Raw genomic sequence first — 15,370 nt, forward strand, 5'->3', positions numbered from 1 at the left:
CGGTAGTTGATTGTCAGCTGCCGGAACGACCTGACAAAATCGGCGCCCAGCGACCCGGCGGAGAGCAGCAGTCCTCCCCGCTCAGAGGAGAGCCAGCCCCCGCATCCGGGGAGAACCGGCCCCCGCATCCGGAGAGAATCGCGGCGCCCCCGCATCCGGGGAGAATCGCCCCCGCATCTGAGAAGAGCCGGCCCCCGCTCAGAGGAGAGCCTGCCGCACCGCTCAGTGGAAAGCCTGCCGCCCCGCGTCAGAGGTGAATCGCGGCGCCCATGGCCGCCTCGGCAGCCTCCATCACCCCTTCGTTCATCGTGGGGTGGGCATGGATGATGCGGGCCAGACGGTGGGCCGTGACGCCGAGCGCCTTGGCAAGCGTCGGCTCGGCCAGTATCTCGGTGACGCCGGCACCCACCATGTGGGCGCCGATGAGGCGCTCCTCGCCGTCGAAGAGCAGCTTGACGAAGCCGTCGCGGTCGCCCGCCGCCGTCGCCTTGCCCGAAGCGGTGAAGGGGAAGCGCCCGACGCGCACGTCGATGCCCCGCTCGCGCGCCTGCTGCTCGGTCATGCCGACCGACGCCACCTCGGGCGAGGTGAAGATGCACGAGGGGATGGTCGAATAGTCGACCGGCGCGGGGTTGAGCCCGCAGATGGCCTCGATGCAGCATACGGCCTCGGCCGAAGCGACGTGCGCCAGCGCCGGACCGCCCACGATGTCGCCGATGGCGTAGATGCCCGGCACGTTGGTGCGGTAGAAGGGGTCGACCACCACCTTGTCGCGCTCGACGGCGATGCCCAGCTCCTCAAGGCCGATGCCCTCGATGTTGGACTTGATGCCGACGGCCGAGAGCACCACCTCGGCGCTCAGCGACTCGACACCCTTGCGCCCCTCGACTTCGACGACGCAGCGTCCGTCGGCGCCGACCACGACACTGCGCACGGTGGTCGAGGTGAGCACCGTAGCCCGCAGCTTGCGGAAGACGCGCTCCATGGTCTTCGAGACCTCCTCGTCCTCGAGCGGCATGATGCGCGGCAGATACTCGACGAGCGTCACCTTGACGCCCAGCGTGGCGTAGAACCAGGCGAATTCGCTGCCTATGGCGCCCGAACCGACGACCACCATCGACGCGGGCAGCCGCCGCAACTCCAGCGCATGACGCGACGAGAGGACATGCTCGCCGTCGATGGGCATGAAGGGCATCTCGCGCGGACGGGCGCCCGTCGCCAGCACGATGTGGTCCGCCTCGTAGACGACGCCGTCGACGTCGAGCCGCCCCGGAGCCACCAGCCGGCCGAAGCCGGTGATGAGGTCGATGTTGTTCTTGCGCAGCAGGAAGGCAACCCCCTTGCTCATCGTCTCGGCCACGCCGCGCGAGCGGTCGACGATGCGCTCCAGGTCGGGGCGCACCTCCCCGTCGAGCGTCAGGCCGTAGTGGTCCGCAGCCTTGCACCAGGCGTAGACCTGGGCGCTCTTGAGCAGTGCCTTGGTCGGGATGCAGCCCCAGTTGAGGCAGACGCCGCCCGCCTCGGCCCGCTCGACAAGCGCCACGCGCCGGCCGAGCTGTGCGGCACGGATGGCGGCGACATACCCGCCCGGACCCGAGCCGACTACAATGATGTCATATTTCATGGTATTCGTTTTAGGAGCGAGGGGACGACGTGCGCCTCCGATGCGGCTCCGCCCTCCCCTCGATGGTTTTACTATGGTTGTTTCTCCGAATGGCGCCGCTTACTTGACCACGCGCAGCACCTCGCCGTTGTCGGCCGCCACGGCGCGCTTCCACTTCTCGTTGTAGCCCGGGAACTGAATCTTGTCGGGGATGTCGCGGCCGTTGCCGTTGTCGACGAAGTGGGCCGACGAACCGTCGCCGTCGAGGTACGAGAGCACGTCGCCGTGTTCGCTCTTGACGTTGCCGTCCATGTACTTAATCAGCAGGTAGCTGTTCAGACGCTGCCAGCGGTCGAAGAGCTCCTGTGCCGTCGAGACGCTCACCTCGGTCAGATAGCTGCGGCGCGCCTCGTCCGACATCTTGCCGATGCGGGCCGGAAGGCTCTCCATCAGGGCCAGGTGGTCGTTCTCCCACTTGTCGGTCACCTTGCGGATGTCGGCCGAAATCATGTCGTAGCGCATGTAGGCGAAGTTCGTCGTGCGGTTGAAGAGCCAGAAGGCCGACGTGGGCGAATAGCTGAGCATCGAGCCGTTCTTCTCGCTGAAGCACTCGGGAACCTCCTGCGCCGAGCAGAAAATCGGCGTCAGGCACGAGGTTGCGGCATCGTCGACACCGAACCAGAGGATGCCCGTATCGGCCGGACGGTCGGCGCGGGCCTGGCCCACGAACCAGAAGCCGGTCTGCTGCGTGGCCGTCGCACGCTCGTTGAGGTAGGTGACGCCGTCCACCTCGAAGTCCATCGGGCGCCAGCGGTAGGGGCAGTTGTGGCCGCCGGCACCGAGGTCGCGGGTCATGTCCATCGGTGTACCCTCGTAGTGGTCGCGCATGCAGTCGAAGACCGTCTTGGGCGATACCTTCTGGCGGGGCTTCACCCAGAGCGGCAGACGGTTCTTGAGGTTGTAGCCCATGGCGTAGTCCTCATAGGCGTCCATGCCGTCGGCCACCGTGCGGAAGAAGGCCCACACGCGGGCGTCGCAGCCGCGCACCGTGGCGAAGTCGGCCGGGCAGTAGGCGTCGGCGAAGCTGAACTTGCGGTCCGGACCCTCGTAGTAGCCCATTTCACGGGCGAACGAGATGACGTCGGGAGCATAGAGGCAGTTCTCGGGGTCGTCGAGCGGGAAGGTGGTGATGCGCGCCTGGTTGGCATGGCCCGAGACATATCCGTCGGGGATGCGGCGTGCCACCCAGACGATGCCGCGGCGGGCGTTGCCCCCCTTGCCGTCGTCCTTGTAGCCCTTGCCGATGAGCTCCATAATCCACGCCTCGTTGGGGTCGGCGATGGAGAACGACTCGCCGCTCGAGGCGTAGCCGTAGGTGTTGGCCAGCTCGGCGATGAGGGCGATGGCCTCACGGGCCGTCGTGGCGCGCTGGAGCGTGATGTATATGAGCGAACCGTAGTCGATGCCGCCCGTCGAGTCGGCCAGCTCGGCACGGCCGCCGTAGGTGGTCTCACCGATGATGAGCGAGTGCTCGTTCATGTTGCCGACGGTCGACCAGGTCTGCGCCGCCTGGGGTATGTCGCGCAGGTAGCGGCCCGTGTCCCACTCGTAGACGGGCATCATCGTACCCGGAGCGTAGCGGCCGGCCGCCGTGTGGTAGAGCGCCCCGTAGAGGGCATGCGAATCGGCGGCGTAGGAGACCATGACCGACCCGTCGGTCGAGGCGCCGCGCGTGACGATGAAGTTCGTGCAGGCCGAAACCGCCCCATAGGCGAGCAGCGCCACGGCCGAGAGAAGCAATTGACGTTTTTTCATTTTTTCTGGTTACTGGGTTTTGGAACAAATACAAATATAGGAAACTCTCGGCAAACCGCAAAACGCCCGGAGGGGCTGCGGCGGAAAATTTCGGCGGCCGTATCGCCGTTCCGCGAAAATTCGCTACATTTGTTCTCACATAAAAAAACGGACAACCATGTCGGTAAAGGAACAACTGGCCCGCGTGCGGGAGTCGCTGCCCGAAGGGGTAAGGCTCGTCGCCGTCTCGAAGACCCACCCGGTCGAAGCCATCCGGGAGGCCTACGACGCCGGGCAACGCCTCTTCGGCGAGAGCCGCCCGCAGGAGCTGCGGGCAAAATACGAAGTGCTGCCCAAGGATATCGAGTGGCACATGATAGGTCATCTTCAGACCAACAAGGTGAAGTACATTGCGCCGTTCGTCTCGCTGGTCGAGTCGGTCGACAGCGCGCGGCTGGTCGAGGCGCTGCAGCACGAAGCGGCGAAGTGCGGCCGCCGGCTGGACATCCTGCTCGAGATTCACGTCGCCGACGAGGAGACCAAATCGGGCTGGGAGCCCGACGAGCTGAGGGAGTACCTCTCCTCGGAGCCCTTCGCCGCCGCAACGGCGCTCCGCGTCCGCGGCGTGATGGGCATCGCCACCAACACCGACGACGAGGAGCACATCCGCCGCGACTTCCGCCGCCTCAAGCAGCTCTTCGACGAGCTGCGCCCCCGCTTCGGCGCCGATTTCGACACCCTCTCGATGGGCATGTCGCACGACTATCAGCTGGCCGTCGCCTGCGGCTCGACCCAGGTGCGGGTCGGGTCGCTCATCTTCGGCGAGCGCGACTACTCGAAACCCTTCACGCTATGAGACTCGGCTTCATCGGCTTCGGCAACATGGGCCGCGCATTGGCCGAGGGGCTGCTCCGCAAGGGGGCCCTTGCGGCGGAGGAGATGGGGGCCTGCGCCCGCGACTTCGACAAGCTGCGGCGCAACACGCAGCGGAGCGGCATCCGGGCCTTCCGGCAGGCGGCCGAGGTGGTCGACTTCGCCGACACGGTCGTCGTGGCCGTGAAGCCCCACCAGGTTGAGGAGGTGCTCGCGCCGCTGCGCGACGCACTGCGCAGCAAGTGCCTCATCTCGGTGGCGGCCGGATGGTGCTTCGACGACTACGAACGGCTGCTCGCACCCGGCACGCACCACCTCTCGACGATTCCCAACACGCCGGTCTCGGTGGGCGAGGGCATCATCGTCTGCGAGCGGCGCCACTCGCTCAGCGATGCGGAGTGGCAGGCCGTACGGGAGCTCTTCGGCCGGATTGGGCTGCTCCCGGTGGTCGACACGGCGCAGCTGAGCGCCGCGGGCACCATCTGCGGATGCGGGCCGGCCTTCATTGCGCTCTCAATCGAGGCGCTGGCCGACGCCGCCGTCAAGCACGGCATCGCCCGCGACGAGGCCTACCGCATGGTGAGCCAGATGGTGGTCGGCACGGGGCGGCTCCAGCTGGAGAGCGGCGAGCATCCCGCCCGGCTCAAGGACCAGGTCTGCTCGCCGGGCGGCACGACCATCCGCGGCGTGGCGGAGCTCGAGCGGCGGGGACTGCGCGGCGCGCTCATCGACGCCGTCGACGCCATCGAGGGGCGCTAAGTCCGGGGCCGGGCAAGGGGTGAAGGCTCCGGAGCCGAACGTAGGGCGCTGAATCGGGCGTCGGGCGTGGAGCACCGAGCCGGGCGCAAAGAGAGCGGCCGCAGGGAGAACAGCGTCAAAAAGAATGGCCGCGGAAAGCAAAGCCGCGAAAAGAGCGGCCGCGGGAAGAGCGGCCGCGGGAAGGACGGCCACGGGAAGCAAACAAAACGGGGCGGGAGTTGCACTCCCGCCCCGCATGTTTTGCGAAGGGATGGCCGCTACTTGGCCTCGTTGATTTCGCTCAGCCGCTTGAAGAGCTTGTCGTACTCGGCAACCATCTCCGCACGCAGCGCGGTGTAGTGCTTGCGCACGAGCGAGCGGTTGTGCGGCTCGGCGGGATTGTTCGCCTTGACGAAGAGGGCGTTGCGCACGGCAACGGCATCCTGCATCACGTCGAAAATCTCCTTCTCCTTCGAGGGCTGGAAACAAATGGCCATATCGCAGTCGAAAACGACCTCCTCAAGACGATAGTCAATCTCCTTCTTCAGGTCTCTCAAATTTGCCATAATCGTAAACGGATTTTAATGAATTGTGAGCAAAGATAGCAAATCCCTTTGAATCTGCAAATTTTTCTTTTCCGGCCCGGGCCGCAGCGCCGCTCCGGGGCGGAGAGAGGGGGGGGGTACTCGGGCCAGCCACGGCGCTGCTCCGGAGCGGAGAAAGAGGGGGTGGCACTCGGGCCGGGCCGCGCCGGGGCGAAGAAAGAGGGAGGTGGCACTCGGACTGGGCTGCGGCGCTGCTCCGAGGCGGAGAAAGAGGGGGTGGCACCCGGGCCGGCGGCGCGGCGTGGCTCCGGAGCATCTTCCGGAAGCAGCCCGCTCCAAAAAACACCGCCCCGAAACTCTCTCCCGCTCCCGCCCCCTCCCGAAACTCTCCGCCAAAACTCTCCGCCGAAACTCTCCGCCGAAACTCTCCGCCGAAAGGCGAAAAAAGCGGAGCGGCCTTCGCTCGGGAAGACCGCTCCGCACTTCGCAGCATGCCTTGCGGCACGCCCCACGGCGGCCGGCTCAACGCAGCCGCTCCAGCTCGCGGGCACTCTTGCGGGCCGCCTTTTCGGCCTTCTTGGCCGCCTTGGCCTCCTTCTTCGAGACCTGCTTCATGCCGCGCAGCTGCTCCTTCTCGACCTTGCCGGCCACTCGGGCGTCGTGACGGACGTCGCGCACCTCGTCACGCATTTGGCGACGAAGCTGGCGGCGGTACTGTCCGGCATCCTCCTCGGGCATCTCGACGATGATGCCGGTGATGGAGCGGTCGATGACCTCGCACGGGCAGTTGTCACCGCAACCCTTGGCCGCCGGAGCGGGCGCAGGGGCCGCCTTGGGCAGCATCGTGCGCTGCACGACCACGTTGCCGTCGTTGTAGACGACCACCAGCGTAGCCCGGCGCATCGTCGGCAGGATGTTGTGTTTGAGGTAATTCCACGCCGCGGGCATCGCCTTGAGCTTCGCCTCGAGGGTGGCGTCCGACAGTTTGCGGTCCAGCAGGTCGAGCACCGCCTGCCGCTCGGGCATGTTCGAGGCGGCGACCAGCGTCCGGCAGGCCGACCACGGCTCGACGACGGTATTGACGCTCACGGGGCAATGCTGCGAAAGGGCGTACTTCGCATCGACATACCCCTTGAGGTCCTGGGCGCGGTGGAGGGCCAGCGTCCGGTTGAACTGCATCGGGCCGTCGGGCGAGGCATAACCCGTAATCACCACCGAACGGAGCTGCCGGAGCGTATCGTGCATCGCGCCCGAGACGAAGGCATCCAGTTCGGAGAGCTCCCCGGCATTGCCGTTCAGCGTCGAGACGAGGCGTGCCGAGTCAATGCGGTAGAGCAACGAGAAGCTCGTGTCGTCGAGCCGCCGGACGACGAACCTGCGCACGAGGTAGTCGCCGTCGGTCGTCTCCGACAGCATCACGGTATCGGGCGCAGGGGCCGGAGCCGTGCTCTTGCTTTGGGCCGTCGCACCGGCGGCCGCACACAACGCAAGAGAGAGGGTGAAGGTAGTAACGAATGTTTTCACGCTGAATGTGTGTTTGGTTGTTGCTGACTCCCCCACTCGCAAGATTCGTACCACGCCGGCCCCCGGCCGCACAACATCACCGCCCGCCGGCCATCCCGGCCGCCTCAAAGACACCGGCCTCCCCGATTATCCCGGCCACACACGACACCTCCGGCCGAACCGGCGCACGCACTTCACCCGCGCGGCCGGCGCACGGCGCCGCACGCCGCACACGACATCCCCGGCCGCACAACGCACAAAAAAGTCCCGGAAGCCGTCGGCTTCCGGGACACCTCTTCGGACAACGTCCGGCACGCGGTTACATGCGCTCGGGGACGTCGATACCCAGCAGCTTCATACCCAGACGGATGACCCGCGCCACCTGCTGTGCCAGGCGAAGCCGCATGCGGCGCACGTCGGCCTGCTCCTCCTTCAGAATCGAGTGGTCGTGGTAGTATCCGTTGAACTGCTTGGCCAGCTCGTAGACATAGGCGGCGATGAGCGACGGGGCGAAGTTCTCGCCGGCGGCCTTCACCACCGACGGATACTCGGTCAGCATCTTGACCAGCTCCCGCTCCTCGGGCAGATAGGACGCACGCACCGGCTCCGAATAGTCGATGCCCGCCTCGGCCGCCTTGCGCAGCACCGAGCAGATGCGGGCGTGGGTGTACTGGATGAAGGGACCCGTATTGCCGTTGAAGTCAATCGACTCGCGCGGGTCGAAGAGCATCGTCTTCTTGGGGTCGACCTTCAGGATGAAGTACTTGAGCGCGCCGAGGCCCACCATCGTCGAGACGGCGTTGGCCTCCTCCTCCGTGCAGCCGTCGAGCTTGCCCAGCTCGGCCGACATCTCGCGGGCCGTGTGCACCATGTCGGCAATCAGGTCGTCGGCGTCGACCACCGTACCCTCGCGCGACTTCATCTTGCCCTCGGGCAGCTCGACCATGCCGTACGACAGGTGGGTGATGTGGTCGCTCCACTCGGCGTAGCCCAGCTTCTTGAGCACCAGCTTGAGCACCTGGAAGTGGTAGTTCTGCTCGTTGCCCACCACGTAAATCATGTCGTCGAGCCGGTTGTCCTCGAAGCGGCGGTAGGCCGTGCCGAGGTCCTGCGTCATGTAGACCGACGTGCCGTCGCCGCGCAGCAACAGCTTCTCGTCCAGACCGTCGGCGCGCAGGTCAATCCACACCGAGTTGTCGGGACGGCGGTAGAAGACCCCCTTGCGCAGCCCCTCCTCGACGAGCGACTTGCCCAACAGGTAGGTCTGCGACTCGTAGTAGACCTTGTCGAAATCGACGCCCAGCGCCCGGTAGGTGACATCGAAGCCCTCGTAGACCCAGCCGTTCATCATCTCCCACAGAGCGTAGACCTCGGGGTCCTTCGCCTCCCACTTGCGCAGCATCTCCTGCGCCTCGCGCATGATGGGGGCGTTCTTCTTGGCCTCCTCCTCGCTCTGGCCCTCGGCCATGAGCTCCTTGATTTGGGCCTTGTAGTGTTTGTCGAACTCGACGTAGTACTTGCCCACCAGGTGGTCGCCCTTCATGCCCGTCGAGGCGGGCGTCTCGCCGTCGCCGTAGAGCTTCCACGCCAGCATCGACTTGCAGATGTGGATGCCGCGGTCGTTGACCAGGTTGGCCTTGATGACGCGGTGGCCGTTGGCCTGGAGAATCTGCGCCACGGAGTAGCCCAGCAGGTTGTTGCGGATGTGGCCCAGGTGGAGCGGCTTGTTGGTGTTGGGCGACGAGTATTCAATCATCACGGTGCGGCCGGTCGAGGGCTGGCAGCCGTAGTTCTCCTGCGCGGCCAGCTCGTCGAAGCGGTCGGCCCAGAACGAGCCGTCGAGCACGAGGTTCAGGAAGCCCTTGACCACGTTGAAGGAGCTGATTTCGGGGTTGTGCTCCTTCATGTAGGTGCCCAGCTCGGTCGCGGTGGCCTCGGGCGACTTGCGGCTTCGTCGCAGCAGCGGGAAGGTCACCAGCGTATAGTCGCCCTCGAATTCGCGGCGGGTCTTCTGGAGCTGCAGCTGCTCGCCCTCGAGCGGGCCGTAAAGAGCTTCGGCGGCACGACGGGCCGCCTCCGTAACAAAGTTCTCGATATTCATAACCGTGTAATTACTTTTCTATTCGGAATCAGGGTGCAAATTTAACGCTTTTTCCCCGGAAAATCAACCTCCGGCGCAAGTTTCCCGCCGCGAACCGCCCCTGCGATTTTCCGCTTTCGGAAACTATGCCTATCTTTGCAGACAAAACGACGGATTTTTCCGCACCTTCTATGGAAATTATCATCATTCTGGTGCTGATTCTGCTCAACGGCCTCTTCGCCATGTCGGAAATAGCACTCATCTCCGCCCGCCGCTCGAAGCTCGACCTGGAGTCGCGCGCGGGCAACGCCGGGGCACGCCGCGCACTGCGGCTCATCGAGAACCCCGACCGCTTCCTCTCGACCATCCAAATCGGCATCACGCTCATCGGCATCCTCACGGGTATCTACTCGGGCGATGCGCTGGCCGAACGCTTCGGTCACGAGCTGGCCGCACTGGGCATCCCGCCGCGCGCGGCAGCCGCCACGGCACAGGTCCTCATCGTCATTGCGGTCACCTACCTCACGCTCATCTTCGGCGAGCTGGTTCCCAAGCGCATCGGCATGAACGCCGCCGAGAAGACCGCCTGCGCCGTCTCGCGCCCCATGCACCTGCTCTCGCTCGTCGCCTCGCCCTTCGTCTGGCTGCTCTCGCGCAGCACGGCGGGCATCACCCACCTGATGGGCATCGAGAAGGCCGGGAGCCGCGTCACCGAGGAGGAGATTCGCTCCATCATCCGCGAGGGGGCCGAGGAGGGCGAGGTGCAGGAGGTCGAGCAGAAAATCGTCGGGCGCGTCTTCTCGCTGGGCGACCGCCGGGTCGAATCCATCATGACGCCCCGCGGCGAACTGACGTGGCTCGAGGTCGGGATGACGCCCGATGAAATCCGCGCCGTGGTGAACGCCCACCCCCACAACCGCTACCCCGTGGGCCGGGGCAGCCTCGACTCGCTCATCGGCGTGGTCTACCTCAAGGAGCTCTTCCAGCACCTCCACGAGCCCGGCTTCTCGCTCGAACGGCACCTCGAACCGGTCAAGTTCTTCCACGAGGGGCTCGAGGTCTACGGCGCCCTCGAGCAGCTGCGCAACGAGCAGCTCGGCTACGGCGTGGTCTTCGACGAGTTCGGCCTCACGCGGGGCATCATCACCCTCAAGGATATCTTCGAGGCGCTCGTGGGCGAGATTCCCGACGGCGAGGAGGAGCCCGACATCGTCACGCGCGAGGACGGCAGCTGCCTGGTCGACGGGCAGTGCCCCTTCTTCGACCTGCTGACCCACTTCGGCATGGACGGCACGCCGCTCGACAACGCCTACAACACCGTCAGCGGCCTCTTCCTCGACCTGACGGGCCACATTCCCCAGACGGGCGAGCAGGTCGACTGGAAGGGGCTGCGCCTCGAAATCGTCGACATGGACGGCGTGCGCATCGACAAAATCCTCGTCACCCGCATCAAAACACCCGAAGCATGAAAATCGCCGACATAGAACTCGGGGAGAAGCCGCTGCTGCTCGCCCCGATGGAGGACGTGACCGACCCCTCGTTCCGCTACATGTGCAAGCGCTTCGGCGCCGACGTGGTCTACACGGAGTTCATCTCCTCGGACGGCCTTATCCGCGACGCCGCCAAATCGCTCAAGAAGCTCGAAATCGACGACGCGGAGCGCCCCGTGGGCATCCAAATCTACGGACACCTCATCGAGCCGATGGTCGAGGCGGCCCGCATGGCCGAGGCGGCCGACCCCGACATCATCGACATCAACTTCGGCTGCCCGGTCAAGAAGATTGCCGGGCGCGGCGCCGGTTCGGGCATGATGCGCGACGTGCCGCTGATGGTCGAGATGACGCGCCAGATTGTCCGCGCCGTGCGGAAACCCGTGACGGTCAAGACGCGGCTGGGGTGGGACGACGAGTCGAAGAACATCGAGGAGATAGCCCTGCGGCTGCAGGACGTCGGCATCGCGGCGCTCACCATCCACGGCCGCACGCGGGCCCAGATGTACCGCGGCGAGGCCGACTGGACGCTCATCGGGCGGGTGAAGAACAACCCCGCCATCCACATCCCCATCATCGGCAACGGCGACGTCGACTCGGGGCCCCGTGCCGCCGAGATGTTCGACCGCTACGGCGTCGACGGCGTGATGATTGGCCGCGCGACCTACGGCCGGCCCTGGATTTTCCGCGAGGTGAAGCACTATCTGGCCACGGGCGAGGTGCTGCCGCAGCCCTCGGTCCGGGAGCGGGTGGCCATCGCCCGCGAGCACCTCGCCAAGTCGCTCGAGGTGAAGGGCGACTACGTCGGCATCCTCGAGATGCGGCGCCACCTGACCAATTACTTCAAGGGGCTGCCCAACTTCAAGGAGACGCGGCTGAAGCTGGTCACGACGCTCGACGTCGAAGAGCTCTACGCAACGCTCGACCTCATTGCCGAGCGGTGGGGCGACTACGACCTCTCGGGGGCCGTTCCCGCCCCGCTGTCGCACGACCTCTGACCTTCGCCGGGCCGCGGAGAAAGGCGGGCAGCAGAGCCGGGGAAGGGAGCGGAAAACCGGGCGGCGGCGAAACCGGGGCAGAGGAGGAACCGGGCGGAGGAGGAACCGGGCGGAAGAGGAACCGCCCGAAAAAGCCGTCCGAAAAAACAAAAAAAGCGGTCCGGCGGGATACGATTCGGCTCTTCGGAACCGTTTAAGATAAGAAGGGTAACCAACCCGCTGAACCATGGACCGAAACCCGCTCCGTCAGACGCTGCTCCTTGCGGCCCTGTTTCTTCCGCTGCTCCTTGCGGCAGCTCCCGACGTTCCCGGCCCCGCCGGTCTTTCCAAGGCACCCGAGGCCACCGAAGCTCCCAAGGCACCCGAGGCCACCGAAGCACCCGAAGCTCCCGGCGCTTACAACTCTTCCGGCGGCCCCGACTCCATCAACACCCCCGACCGGCCCCAGCCGGCGATACGGGCCGCACAGCTCACCGGCAAGGAGCTGGACAGCATCATGCAGGCCGGCCGGAGCTTCGAGGTGCGCGTCCCCGACCGATGCTACGCCATCCTCGACGTCAACATGCCCCGCTCGCTGGTCGGCGGTGAGCGCCGTCTTTTCCGCGTCAGCAGCCATCCGGGACTCGATTCGCTCTTTACGGAGGCCGAAATGCGGCAAATCCGCGCCGAGATTGACGCCCGCTGCGATTCGCTGGGCAAGGATTCGCTGCTCACCTCGGAACTCTTCTGGGCGATGCGCCCCTACCTGGACCGTCTCCACTACGAAGACCCCCACTACCGGATTCTGATACCGACCATCGCCGACCCCGAGGTCTACACCCGCCGCGACCTGCGGCGCTTCGAGCGGACGCTGCCCACCCCGGGCTTCAGCCTGCTGCAAATCAACGACACGCTCGTCGTCGACCGCTCGCTCGACCCGGCCTTCCGGCGCGGCGACCAGGTGACGGCCATCAACGGTGTACCGGCGGCCGAATACCTCAAGTACGGCTACGACGACCGCTACACGTATCCCATCACGCTCATGGGGCGTTGCTTCTACAGCCAGGTCTTCGACCGTTTCCGCATCGAGCTCCGGCGCGACGGCCGGCCGATGGTCATCGAGACCCCCGGCATGCCGAACGCCCGAACGCTGTTCCTCCTCACGCGCGCCGAGGAGCTGGACCGCAGCATCCGCACCTGGCCCGAGGCGGGCTGCGGCTACATCGCCATTCCCGAATTCTTCCCCAACAACAACCGGCTGATTCGCATCCTCCACCGGACGCTTCGCGACTTCCGCCGGCAGGGGCTGACGGACGTCATCCTCGACCTGAGGCGCAACACCGGCGGCAACGGCCACAACTTCGACCGGCTCCTGTCCATCTTCATCGACAAGCCCGTCGTGGAGTACTGCACCGGGCAGTGGGTCAAGGCATCGAGAAGGTCGATGCCCTACTACGACTTTCTGACCGAGGAGATGCTCGGGCAGACCGTGCCGCTGCCCGAGGGAGAGTTCGTCCGTTCGTTCCCGACCATCCCCGCGATGCATGTCGACGGGCTCCGGTTCTACGTGCTCGTCGGACGCGACACGGGCTCGATTGCCGCCTCGTTCGTCAACATGCTCCAGTACCACGGCGCCGCCCTGCTGGCCGGCGAGCCGCTGCGGCACAACGCCCTCAAGTACGGCGAGGTGGTCGACGGAGGCCTCCTCCTTCCTACGAACCTCTACCAGGGGGCCGTCTCGATGGTGCGCATCGATGAGCGTACGCGCGCCGTCGACGGGGTCGTGCAGCCCGACATCCCCATCCCGTGCATCGCCGCGGAGTACCTCTCGGGGCGCAACGGCCAGCTCGACCGCCTGCTGGCCATCATCCGCGAGCGCAACGGCCGCTGAGCGGCAAGCGGCCGCAGGCTCCCTACGCAAAGAAGGCCGTACCGGACACCGGTACGGCCTTCTCCATGGCCGGTTGCCTCGCGCAATGACGCGTTGCGGGATGCGGGATGCGGGATGCGCCGGGCGCTCCCCCGCCTACTTCAGCACCCGCTCCACATATTCGCGGTAGTCCTTCACCACGGGGCAGTAGTCGTCGTCCTCGAACAGGGGCGACGAGATGAGGAAGTCGGCCGACGAGCGGTTGATGGCCGTCGGCACGTTGTAGAGCGTCGCCAGACGCAGCAGCGCCTTGACGTCGACATCGTGCGGCTGGGCCGACATCGGGTCCCAGAAGAAAATCAGCGCATTGATTTTCCCGTCGGCAATGAGCGACCCCAACTGCTGGTCACCACCCAGCGGGCCCGACTTGAGCAGCGTGATGTGGAGCCGCGTCCGCTCGGTCTCGTCACCATGCTCCCACTGATGGTCCAGAAGCGTCCGCTCCACCATCTTGCCCGTCGTTCCGGTGCAGACGAGGTGATGCTCGCTCAACTTTCCGGAGTTCCAGTCCACCCACTCCGCCAGGTCGCGTTTCATGTTGTCGTGCGCGACCAGCGCCAATACCTTTTTCTTCTTCTCCATAGGGCTCATGCTCTTGTTGTGCGGAGCCGGGAGGCTCACGCGGAATTCACATCAGTTCGTTCGGTCCGCGCTCAGCCGCACGCGGGCGACAGCGCCCGCACGGCAGCGAACCATCTGCAAAGATAAGCAATCGCGGGGCTTCGTGCTCCTCCGAAGCGCAAAATTCATACAAACGTATCGCAGCCGGACGCCTGCGGTCTGTCCCGTACAACAAAAAAGTCCCGCACCGTGGGGGTGCGGGAGCTCTTTGCAGGGATACATCCGCCCTACTTCTGCTCTTCGCCGTTCTCCTGCTCGGGGAGCTTGAACTCCGTGAAGCCGGCGCCAACCAGAATGTTGTACCACGAGATGCACTTCTTGATGTCGGAGAGGTGCACCCGCTCGCGGTCGTATTCGGGAAGCACCTCGGCGAAGAAGGCCTTGAGTGCTTCGGGCGATTCGCGGTGGCTGATGGCCTGTTTGCCGCCCGTATGGGCATAAATCCGGGTAAAGACCTCGGCCAGCGGAATATCGTCGCCCTCGGTGAACATCGAAATCTCGGTCAGCGCGCTCACACGCGACGAGGCCGACGCGTTCGAACGCTTGCCGTCGAGCAGCGACTCGACAATCACGCCGCGCGTGGACTGGGCCACGTATTTGTAGAGTCCGGGCTGACCCGAAATGGCCAGAATATCCTTCAGTTCCATAGTGTATAAAAAAAGTTGTGATTAGAAGTTTTCGCAATCATGGGCGTTACTCGCCGGGCTGCTCGGGTTCGGGCTCCGGTTCGAGGCCGCCGGTGCCGTTGCTCTCGACCGTCACCGTATACTCCTGGGGGAAGCTGTACGACACCACGCCGAACGGGCTGATGGTCCAGATGTAGAAGGAGACCTTCGACCCCACGGGCTGCTTGGGAATCTCGCCCTGGTAGATGGCGCGCGTCTGCAGACGGTCGGGCTCGTATTCCACCTCCGAGGCGGTCCGTTCGACTCCGGGCTCGTAATCCTCGCTGGGGGTGGTCACCGCGCTCTGGTCGACCGTATAGCGAATCAGCGCAAGGTAGAGGCGGTAGGGGTTCGAGAGCGTGGCGTTGACCACCACGGGCTGGTCGGCCGCAATGGGCGACGAGGGGTTCTTGCCCTTCGACCAGAAGACGATGCCTTCGATGTCGGTAGGCGTCTGATATTCAGGACCGCTCTGATGCTCCTTGTTGCAGGCCGTCATCGTGGCGACGGTCATGGCGACGAGCGCCAAAAACAGCATTTTTTTCATAGGA

Annotated in this window: 13 protein-coding genes; 5 read left to right on the forward strand and 8 right to left on the reverse strand. The window is 65.3% G+C overall.

Going from position 1 to position 15,370, the window contains the following annotated elements:
* Window positions 1–247: 247 nt before the first annotated feature.
* Both lpdA and B5F90_RS08320 read right to left on the reverse strand, forming a co-directional pair.
* Window positions 248–1,624, reverse strand: a complete 1,377-nt coding sequence (gene lpdA / locus B5F90_RS08315; RefSeq protein ID WP_087362341.1) for a dihydrolipoyl dehydrogenase — start codon at window positions 1,622–1,624, stop codon at window positions 248–250.
* A gap of 99 nt (window positions 1,625–1,723) precedes the next feature.
* Window positions 1,724–3,418 carry a C69 family dipeptidase gene (locus B5F90_RS08320; protein ID WP_087362342.1) on the reverse strand — a complete coding sequence of 565 codons (1,695 nt, stop codon included), beginning with the start codon at window positions 3,416–3,418 and terminating at the stop codon, window positions 1,724–1,726.
* Between the two features lie 157 nt (window positions 3,419–3,575).
* Here B5F90_RS08320 and B5F90_RS08325 point away from each other — a divergent pair, with 157 nt between their 5' ends.
* Together B5F90_RS08325 and proC are read left to right on the forward strand one after the other, a co-directional pair.
* Window positions 3,576–4,253 (forward strand): YggS family pyridoxal phosphate-dependent enzyme, encoded by a 678-nt coding sequence (locus tag B5F90_RS08325; protein WP_087362343.1) that lies wholly within the window; start codon window positions 3,576–3,578, stop codon window positions 4,251–4,253.
* Window positions 4,250–5,029 carry a pyrroline-5-carboxylate reductase gene (gene proC / locus B5F90_RS08330; RefSeq protein WP_087362344.1) on the forward strand — a complete coding sequence of 260 codons (780 nt, stop codon included), beginning with the start codon at window positions 4,250–4,252 and terminating at the stop codon, window positions 5,027–5,029. The genes B5F90_RS08325 and proC overlap by 4 nt, the downstream gene beginning before the upstream one ends.
* A gap of 257 nt (window positions 5,030–5,286) precedes the next feature.
* Here the strand turns inward: proC and B5F90_RS08335 are convergent, their stop codons facing one another.
* The 3 genes from B5F90_RS08335 to argS all read right to left on the reverse strand — a co-directional run bounded on the left by B5F90_RS08335 (window position 5,287) and on the right by argS (window position 9,157).
* Window positions 5,287–5,574: a hypothetical protein gene (locus B5F90_RS08335; RefSeq protein WP_087362345.1), complete on the reverse strand. Its 288-nt coding sequence runs from the start codon at window positions 5,572–5,574 to the stop codon at window positions 5,287–5,289.
* A gap of 501 nt (window positions 5,575–6,075) precedes the next feature.
* The gene (locus B5F90_RS08340; RefSeq protein ID WP_087362346.1) at window positions 6,076–7,077 is read right to left on the reverse strand and encodes a hypothetical protein; all 1,002 of its coding nucleotides are present in this window, start codon (window positions 7,075–7,077) and stop codon (window positions 6,076–6,078) included.
* A 298-nt stretch (window positions 7,078–7,375) separates the two neighbouring features.
* On the reverse strand, window positions 7,376–9,157 hold the full coding sequence (argS, locus tag B5F90_RS08345) for an arginine--tRNA ligase (RefSeq protein WP_087362347.1): 1,782 nt from the start codon (window positions 9,155–9,157) through the stop codon (window positions 7,376–7,378).
* Between the two features lie 170 nt (window positions 9,158–9,327).
* Here argS and B5F90_RS08350 point away from each other — a divergent pair, with 170 nt between their 5' ends.
* The 3 genes from B5F90_RS08350 (at window position 9,328) to B5F90_RS08360 (ending at window position 13,494) form a co-directional block, all read left to right on the forward strand.
* Complete coding sequence (locus B5F90_RS08350) at window positions 9,328–10,605, forward strand: hemolysin family protein (RefSeq protein ID WP_087362348.1); 1,278 nt, start codon at window positions 9,328–9,330, stop codon at window positions 10,603–10,605.
* Entirely contained in the window at window positions 10,602–11,624 is a 1,023-nt protein-coding gene (gene dusB, locus B5F90_RS08355) for a tRNA dihydrouridine synthase DusB (RefSeq protein WP_087362349.1), read from the forward strand. The genes B5F90_RS08350 and dusB overlap by 4 nt, the downstream gene beginning before the upstream one ends.
* Before the next feature lie 226 nt (window positions 11,625–11,850).
* Complete coding sequence (locus B5F90_RS08360) at window positions 11,851–13,494, forward strand: S41 family peptidase (protein WP_087362350.1); 1,644 nt, start codon at window positions 11,851–11,853, stop codon at window positions 13,492–13,494.
* A gap of 135 nt (window positions 13,495–13,629) precedes the next feature.
* On the opposite strand, the gene B5F90_RS08365 is transcribed toward B5F90_RS08360, so the two are convergent.
* From B5F90_RS08365 to B5F90_RS08375, 3 genes are all read right to left on the reverse strand, one after another.
* Window positions 13,630–14,115: a methylglyoxal synthase gene (locus B5F90_RS08365; RefSeq protein ID WP_087362351.1), complete on the reverse strand. Its 486-nt coding sequence runs from the start codon at window positions 14,113–14,115 to the stop codon at window positions 13,630–13,632.
* 266 nt (window positions 14,116–14,381) lie between these two features.
* Complete coding sequence (locus B5F90_RS08370) at window positions 14,382–14,801, reverse strand: DUF5606 domain-containing protein (protein ID WP_087362352.1); 420 nt, start codon at window positions 14,799–14,801, stop codon at window positions 14,382–14,384.
* A 46-nt stretch (window positions 14,802–14,847) separates the two neighbouring features.
* Window positions 14,848–15,366, reverse strand: a complete 519-nt coding sequence (locus B5F90_RS08375; protein ID WP_087362353.1) for a hypothetical protein — start codon at window positions 15,364–15,366, stop codon at window positions 14,848–14,850.
* Window positions 15,367–15,370 lie beyond the last annotated feature (4 nt).

Origin of the sequence: Alistipes sp. An31A (genome assembly GCF_002159425.1) — a bacterium.
Taxonomy (GTDB): domain Bacteria; phylum Bacteroidota; class Bacteroidia; order Bacteroidales; family Rikenellaceae; genus Alistipes; species Alistipes excrementigallinarum.

Coding starts and splice junctions, on each gene's coding strand:
- lpdA (WP_087362341.1), bottom strand. CDS start 1,624: ATGAAATATGACATCATTGTAGTCGGCTCGGGTCCGGGCGGGTATGTC.
- B5F90_RS08320 (WP_087362342.1), bottom strand. CDS start 3,418: ATGAAAAAACGTCAATTGCTTCTCTCGGCCGTGGCGCTGCTCGCCTAT.
- B5F90_RS08325 (WP_087362343.1), top strand. CDS start 3,576: ATGTCGGTAAAGGAACAACTGGCCCGCGTGCGGGAGTCGCTGCCCGAA.
- proC (WP_087362344.1), top strand. CDS start 4,250: ATGAGACTCGGCTTCATCGGCTTCGGCAACATGGGCCGCGCATTGGCC.
- B5F90_RS08335 (WP_087362345.1), bottom strand. CDS start 5,574: ATGGCAAATTTGAGAGACCTGAAGAAGGAGATTGACTATCGTCTTGAG.
- argS (WP_087362347.1), bottom strand. CDS start 9,157: ATGAATATCGAGAACTTTGTTACGGAGGCGGCCCGTCGTGCCGCCGAA.
- B5F90_RS08350 (WP_087362348.1), top strand. CDS start 9,328: ATGGAAATTATCATCATTCTGGTGCTGATTCTGCTCAACGGCCTCTTC.
- dusB (WP_087362349.1), top strand. CDS start 10,602: ATGAAAATCGCCGACATAGAACTCGGGGAGAAGCCGCTGCTGCTCGCC.
- B5F90_RS08360 (WP_087362350.1), top strand. CDS start 11,851: ATGGACCGAAACCCGCTCCGTCAGACGCTGCTCCTTGCGGCCCTGTTT.
- B5F90_RS08365 (WP_087362351.1), bottom strand. CDS start 14,115: ATGGAGAAGAAGAAAAAGGTATTGGCGCTGGTCGCGCACGACAACATG.
- B5F90_RS08370 (WP_087362352.1), bottom strand. CDS start 14,801: ATGGAACTGAAGGATATTCTGGCCATTTCGGGTCAGCCCGGACTCTAC.
- B5F90_RS08375 (WP_087362353.1), bottom strand. CDS start 15,366: ATGAAAAAAATGCTGTTTTTGGCGCTCGTCGCCATGACCGTCGCCACG.